This window comes from Saccharopolyspora karakumensis, from assembly GCF_004349225.1.
GTDB classification, from domain to species: domain Bacteria; phylum Actinomycetota; class Actinomycetes; order Mycobacteriales; family Pseudonocardiaceae; genus Saccharopolyspora; species Saccharopolyspora endophytica.
This window is the reverse complement of the sequence record NZ_SMLA01000037.1, coordinates 53,928-60,477: the sequence shown is the minus strand read 5'-3', so window position 1 is coordinate 60,477 and position 6,550 is coordinate 53,928. Positions and strand designations below refer to the sequence as shown.

At 70.2% G+C, this 6,550-nt stretch carries 6 protein-coding genes; 4 read left to right on the top strand and 2 right to left on the bottom strand.

The features are described 5' to 3' along the window. The first annotated feature begins 65 nt into the window (after positions 1 to 65). Positions 66 to 260: a PspC domain-containing protein gene (locus E1202_RS21585; RefSeq protein WP_165943932.1), complete on the top strand. Its 195-nt coding sequence runs from the start codon at positions 66 to 68 to the stop codon at positions 258 to 260. A 64-nt stretch (positions 261 to 324) separates the two neighbouring features. On the opposite strand, the gene E1202_RS21580 is transcribed toward E1202_RS21585, so the two are convergent. Both E1202_RS21580 and E1202_RS21575 read right to left on the bottom strand, forming a co-directional pair. Next, positions 325 to 1,740: a M20/M25/M40 family metallo-hydrolase gene (locus E1202_RS21580; protein ID WP_132684961.1), complete on the bottom strand. Its 1,416-nt coding sequence runs from the start codon at positions 1,738 to 1,740 to the stop codon at positions 325 to 327. 65 nt (positions 1,741 to 1,805) lie between these two features. Next, the gene (locus E1202_RS21575) at positions 1,806 to 2,444 is read right to left on the bottom strand and encodes a GOLPH3/VPS74 family protein (protein WP_132684960.1); all 639 of its coding nucleotides are present in this window, start codon (positions 2,442 to 2,444) and stop codon (positions 1,806 to 1,808) included. A gap of 458 nt (positions 2,445 to 2,902) precedes the next feature. Here E1202_RS21575 and pdhA point away from each other — a divergent pair, with 458 nt between their 5' ends. Genes pdhA through E1202_RS21560 form a run of 3 tightly spaced genes read left to right on the top strand, consistent with a single transcriptional unit; the run spans position 2,903 to position 6,517 of the window. Then, positions 2,903 to 4,144 carry a pyruvate dehydrogenase (acetyl-transferring) E1 component subunit alpha gene (gene pdhA, locus E1202_RS21570; protein WP_132684959.1) on the top strand — a complete coding sequence of 414 codons (1,242 nt, stop codon included), beginning with the start codon at positions 2,903 to 2,905 and terminating at the stop codon, positions 4,142 to 4,144. Continuing rightward, positions 4,144 to 5,160: an alpha-ketoacid dehydrogenase subunit beta gene (locus E1202_RS21565; protein WP_132684958.1), complete on the top strand. Its 1,017-nt coding sequence runs from the start codon at positions 4,144 to 4,146 to the stop codon at positions 5,158 to 5,160. The genes pdhA and E1202_RS21565 overlap by 1 nt, the downstream gene beginning before the upstream one ends. Before the next feature lie 13 nt (positions 5,161 to 5,173). After that, positions 5,174 to 6,517 carry a dihydrolipoamide acetyltransferase family protein gene (locus E1202_RS21560; RefSeq protein ID WP_132684957.1) on the top strand — a complete coding sequence of 448 codons (1,344 nt, stop codon included), beginning with the start codon at positions 5,174 to 5,176 and terminating at the stop codon, positions 6,515 to 6,517. Positions 6,518 to 6,550 lie beyond the last annotated feature (33 nt).

The following is a 6,550-nucleotide window of genomic DNA, read 5'->3' as shown; positions in this document are numbered from 1 at the left end:
GGGTCCGGGGTTGGTCAGGGCTCGTCCCTGAGGTTTCGCCAGCGCCCGCAACGCATTCTGAGTGCATGACGACCTACCAGAAGATGTCCCTGTCCCGTCCGAAGGACCAGGCGATGATCGCCGGGGTCTGCGCCGGCCTGGCGCGGCGATTCGACATGAAGCCGACGACCGTCCGGATCCTCTTCCTGCTCTCCTGCCTGCTCCCGGGTCCGCAGTTCGTTGCCTACATCGTCCTCTGGGTGCTCATCCCGAAGTCCTGACGCCGCGCGGTCGACGCCGTGGTCAGGCCGGGCACCGCCGCGACGGGCTGCGCGGCGGTGGTGCTCACCGAGTCGCGTGGGCGTCGAGCACGTAGGCGATGGCGCTGGTGATCTTCGCGGCGAAGGCGAGGTCGAGGCTCTCGTCGGGGACGTGGGCGTTGCTGTCCGGGCCGAGCGCGCCGGTGACCACGAACTGCGCGTCCGGGTAGGCCTCGTGCAGCAACCCCATGAACGGGATCGAGCCGCCCAGGCCCATGGTCCGCCAGCTGGCGCCGAAGATGTCCTCAGCAGCGGTGTCCAGCGCGCCGGACAGCCACGGCGCCGGGTCGGGCGCGTTCCAGCCCAGGCCCGCCTCGGAGTGCCCGAAGCTGACGCGGGCGCCGTAGGGCACCTCCTCGGACAGCCGCCGCTGCACGGCGGCCAGCGCGGCCTCGGGGTCGGCGGTCGGCGGCAGCCGGAAGCTCAGCTGCAGCGTCGTCGACGGGCGCAGGACGTTGCCGGCGTCGACGGGCTTGGGCAGCCCGTCCGCACCGATCACCGACAGGGTCGGCCGCCAGGCGTTGTTCAGCGCCAGCTCCACCTCGTCGTCGGTGACCGGCCGCATGCCCTCCGGCCACGGCACGGAGTCGATGACCATGCCGGGCACGGCTGCGATGGCCGCGCGGGTCTCGGCGATCCGGTTCTCCGGGATGGACACGTTGAGCTCGGGCAGCAGGATCTCGCCGGTGGCCGAGTCCTCGATGCGGTCGAGCAGCTGCCGCATGATCCGGAACGAGCTGGGCACGATGCCGCTGGCGATGCCGGAGTGCAGCCCGGAGTCGAGCACCTGCACCTCGACGTCCAGCTGGACCATGCCGCGCAGCGAGTTCGTCAGCCACATCCGCTGGTAGTCGCCCGCACCGGAGTCCAGGCACACCACCAGCGACACGGCGCCGAGCCGGTCCCGCAGGTGCTCCAGGTAGGCGGGCAGGTCGGGGCTGCCGGACTCCTCGCCGGTCTCCAGCAGCACGACGCAGCGCGCGTGCGAGCCGCCGTTCGCGCGGACCGCCTCGATCGCGGTGACCGCCGCGTACCCGGCGTAGCCGTCGTCGGCGGCACCCCGGCCGAAGAGCTTGCCGTCGCGCACCACCGGGGTCCACGGGCCCAGGCCCTCCGACCAGCCGCCGAGCGGCGGCTGCTTGTCGAGGTGGCCGTAGAGCAGCACGGACTCGTCCGGCGCGTCGGCCGATCCGGGGACGTCCACCAGCAGCAGCGGGGTCCGCCCGGGCAGCCGGACGACGTCGATCTCGGCGCCGTCGATGCCGCGGTCGTCGATCCACGCCCGCACGTGCTCGATGGCGGCGTCGAGGTGCCCGGTGCTTTCCCAGTCGGCGTCGAACGACGGTGACACCGCGGGAATCCTCACCAGCTCGGAGAGACTCGGCAGAATCGCTTCGTCCCACGCCTGGTCAACGGTCTTGGAAACAGCTGCTCGATCCACGAGCGCGATCCTATGCCCGATGTGGGCGGTTGTCCGGAGCTCGTCGGCCGAGTGGCGGAATGCCGTCAGCTCGTCGCCGCGCCGGCCGCGGCGGCGGTGGTCACGGCGAGGACCGCCGTGGTCTCGGCGATCACGTCGCGGACGGCGCCGCCGAGCTGCTCGCCCTTGCTGATCTCCTTGAGCCGCTTGCGCTCGGCCCGGTCCAGGCCCAGGACCACGTGCAGCCCGGTGGCGTGCACCAGCGCGGCGAGCAGCGCGAGGCGGTCGTCGAGTTCGACCTCGTTGCGCGTGGCGGCCCTGATGCGGGCGACCAGCGCGTCTCGCGAACCCGGATCCGGCGTGAACCTGTCGTAGGAGATGCGCAGGAACGACTTCTGCTGCCGGTGCATCAGTCCGCGTTCGGCGAGGGCGGTGGCGTGCACCTTGCGCGCGTTGCGGCGGCTCTGGATGAACGTCGTGGCCGCCACGGATTTCCTCTTCGGGCCGGCCTTGTGCCGGAGGTGCTCGACGGCCTCGTCGATCCAGCCGATGCCGGCCGGTTCGGCGTCCAGCGCGGTCAGCTTCTTCTTCTCCAACCGGAGGCGGCCGGCCAGCACGAGCTCGCCCAGCTCGGCGGCGCCGGTGTGGTCGGAGGTCGAGCAGTAGGAGCCGTTGGGCTTGTGCAGCAGCAGCACGAATTGCTCGGGCAGGCTCAGCGCGGTCATGCCAGGAGTCTGGCAACGAGCGGGCCGCGACGGCGGTCCTCGGCGGTATCTCGTGACACTTGTCAGCTCAACTCGTGCACTGGTCTGTTCGGGCGAGGCGTCACCGGGGTGGGGGTTGTCGTATTTGCGCAAGCTGAGGCACGGCCTCCCCAATATCGGTACTGCAATGGTCCGTAACTCGTTAGTTGGTCCTCCATTAATTCGATGACCTGCGAATTCAGTCCGTCCACAGAAGAACTACCGTGATCTCACGGGAGTTGATCGCTCGCCGCTGTACCGATCCACTCCCTGTGGCAGGGCTCACGGACCACGCGGTTTTCGTGCCAGGATGACGAGGAGCGATCCACCGCTCCGCTCGGCCGGCCGGGTGACCCACCAGGTCAACGGCAGGTCGGCGGAGCAAGCCGGTCTCCACCGCCACAAGCGGTGGCCGTCGGCGCGACACGAGGAGATCACACATGTCCCCCGAGCAATGGACGTCCTCTTCAGGTAATCCGCCCGCGAAGCGCACCGACCTCCCTGCCGCAACCGCAGCCAAGCCCACACGGGAGCAGGTGATCGCCGGTTTGCGCGCGACGAGTGAAGGTGGGGCTGACCTCGTTCAGCTCCTCACGCCAGAAGGCCAGCGGGTTTCGCACCCGGACTTCGACATCGACATCTCCCCCGAGCAGCTGCGCGACCTGTACCGCGACATGGTGCTGGTCCGTCGCGCCGACCGGGAGGGCAACGCCTTGCAGCGCCAGGGCCAGCTGGGCATCTGGGTGCCGCTGCTGGGCCAGGAGGCCGCCCAGATCGGGGCGGGCCGGGCGATGAAACCGCGGGACATGGCGTTCCCGAGCTACCGGGAGCACGGCGTGGCCTGGACCAGGGGCATCGACCCCACCGAGCTGCTGGGCATCTTCCGCGGCACCGACCACGGCAGCTGGGACCCGACGAGCACCGGGTTCCACCTGTACACGATCGTCATCGGCAACCAGTGCCTCAACGCCACCGGTTACGCCATGGGCCAGCGCTTCGACGGCAAGGTCGGCGACCCCGACGGCGAAGCCACGATGGTGTTCTTCGGCGACGGCGCCACCAGCCAGGGCGACGTGCACGAGGCCATGGTGTGGTCGGCCGTCTACGACTCGCCGGTCGTCTTCTTCTGCCAGAACAACCAGTGGGCGATCTCCGAGCCCCTGGAGCGCCAGACCCGAGTACCGCTCTACCAGCGCGCCAGCGGCTACGGCTTCCCCGGCATCCGGGTGGACGGCAACGACGTGCTGGCCAGCCTCGCCGTCTCGAAGTGGGCGCTGGACGAGTGCCGCAACGGCAACGGCCCGGTGCTCATCGAGGCGTTCACCTACCGGATGGACGCCCACACCACCTCCGACGACCCGACCCGCTACCGGATGTCCGACGAGCAGGAAGCCTGGAAGCTCAAGGACCCGATCGAGCGACTTCGGGTGCACCTGATCCGCGAGCACGCCGCTGACCCGGACTTCTTCGACTCCGTCGAGGCCGAGGCGGACCAGCTGGCCGCGCGGTTCCGCGAGTTCTGCTTCAACATGCCCGAGCCACCACCGGAGCGGACGTTCTCGCAGGTCTACGCCGAGGAGACCCCGCAGATCGCCGCGCAGCGCGAGGACTACCTGCGCTACCTGTCCGGATTCGCCGACGAGGCTGCCAGCGGAAACGCGGTGGCGGGAGGTGTTCACTGATGGCCGCGCCCGCTCTCGAACGCCCGACCACCCCGTCCGGGACCCAGACCGTCACCATCGCCAAGGCGCTGAACATGGGGTTGCGCGCTTCGCTGGAGCGCGACCCGAAGGTGCTGATCATGGGTGAGGACGTCGGCAAGCTCGGCGGCGTCTTCCGCATCACCGACGGCCTGCAGAAGGACTTCGGCGAGCACCGGGTGCTCGACACCCCGCTGGCCGAGTCCGGGATCATCGGCACCGCGATCGGCCTGGCCATCCGCGGCTACCGGCCGGTGTGCGAGATCCAGTTCGACGGCTTCATCTTCCCGGGTTTCGACCAGATCATCAGCCAGCTCGCCAAGCTGCACTACCGCAGCCAGGGCAAGGTGAAGGTCCCGATCGTCATCCGGGTTCCCTTCGGCGGCGGCATCGGTGCCGTCGAGCACCACTCGGAGTCGCCGGAGTCGCTGTTCGCGCACATCGCCGGGCTGAAGGTGGTGTCCTGCTCGAACCCGGTGGACGCCTACTGGATGCTGCAGCAGGCCATCGAGTGCGACGACCCGGTGCTGTTCTTCGAGCCCAAGCGCCGCTACTACGAGAAGGCGGAGCTCGACACCTCCATCGATCCGCTGCCGCTGCTGAGCTCCCGCGTCGTGCGGCCCGGCTCGGCGGTGACCGTCGCGGCCTACGGCCCGATGGTGCGCACCTGCCTGGACGCGGCGACCGCCGCGGCCGAGGACGGGCTGGACCTGGAGGTCGTCGACCTGCGCGCGCTGTCCCCGCTGGACCTGGGTCCGGTGTTCGAGTCGGTGCGTCGCACCGGCCGGTTGGTGCTGGTCAGCGAGGCGCCGTCGGAGTCGTCGGTGACCTCGGAGATCGCCAGCCGGGTGCAGCAGGAGTGCTTCTACTCGCTGGAGGCCCCGGTGCTGCGGGCGACCGGGTTCGACACGCCCTACCCGCCGTCGAAGTTGGAGGAGGGCTTCCTGCCCGACCTCGACCGGGTGCTGGACGTCGTCGACCGTTCGCTGGCGTACTGAGGGGAGTTCATCGATGGCGCTCAAGAAGTTCCCGCTGCCCGACGTCGGCGAAGGGCTGACCGAGGCGGAGATCGTCGGCTGGAAGGTGCAGCCGGGCGAGAACGTCACCGTCAACCAGGTGATCGTGGAGATCGAGACGGCCAAGGCCTCGGTGGAGCTGCCCTGCCCGTGGGCGGGCACGATCCGCGACCTGCTGGTGGAGCCGGGCCAGACCGTCGAGGTCGGCACGCCGATCATCAGCATCGAGATGGCCGGTGCGGACCCCGAACCGGAACTGGAGCCGGACGAGAGCTCGGGCAAGATCGGCGAGGAGTCCAACGGCCGGATCGCCACGCTGGTCGGCTACGGCCCGCGGACCTCGGCGGCCAAGCGGCGTCCGCGCAAGGACCGGCACGCGGCCACCAACGGCACGCCGACCAACGGCACCGCGACGGCCACCGCCGCCGCACCGCCAGAACCGGCGGAACCGCAGGTCGAAGAGGTCGGCGGGTTCGTGCCGCTGGCCAAGCCGCCGGTCCGCAAGCTCGCCAAGGACCTCGGCGTCGACCTGCGCTCGCTGGCCGGGTCCGGCTCGGGTGGCGTGATCACCCGCGACGACGTCCAGTCCGCAGCGGCTCCGACCGCTGCTCCGGCCAAGCCGCCGGCCGCCGCGTCCGGTGACCGCGAGCGGCGGGTGCCGATCAAGGGCGTCCGGAAGGCGACCGCGCAGGCGATGGTGGACAGCGCGTTCACCGCTCCGCACGTCACCGAGTTCCTGACCGTCGACGTCACGCCGATGATGGAGCTGCGCGAGCAGCTCAAGTCGGACCCGGCGTTCCGCGGTGTGAAGATCACGCCGCTGGCGTTCGCGGCCAAGGCCATGTGCCTGGCCGCCCGCCGGACCCCGGACGTCAACGCGACCTGGGACGAGTCGGCGGGCGAGATCGTCTACAAGGACTACGTGCACCTCGGGGTCGCGGCGGCCACGCCTCGCGGTCTGGTGGTGCCCAAGGTCCGCGACGCCGACCGGATGTCGCTGCGCGAGCTCGCCGAGGCACTGGAGCAGCTGACCAACACCGCTCGGGAGGGCAAGACGACCCCGGCGGACATGCTCGGCGGCACGATCACCATCACCAACGTCGGCGTCTTCGGCGTCGACACCGGCACGCCGATCATCAACCCCGGCGAGTCCGCGATCTTCGCGTTCGGCGCGATCCGCGACATGCCGTGGGTGGTCGACGGCCAGGTGGTGCCGCGCAAGGTGTGCCAGCTGGCGCTGAGCTTCGACCACCGCGTGGTCGACGGTCAGCAGGGCTCCCAGTACCTCGCCGACGTGGGCGCGCTGCTGGCGAACCCGAGCATGGCGTTCACCTACTGAAGCACCGCGCAGGGGCGTTCCCGGGCTCGCCCG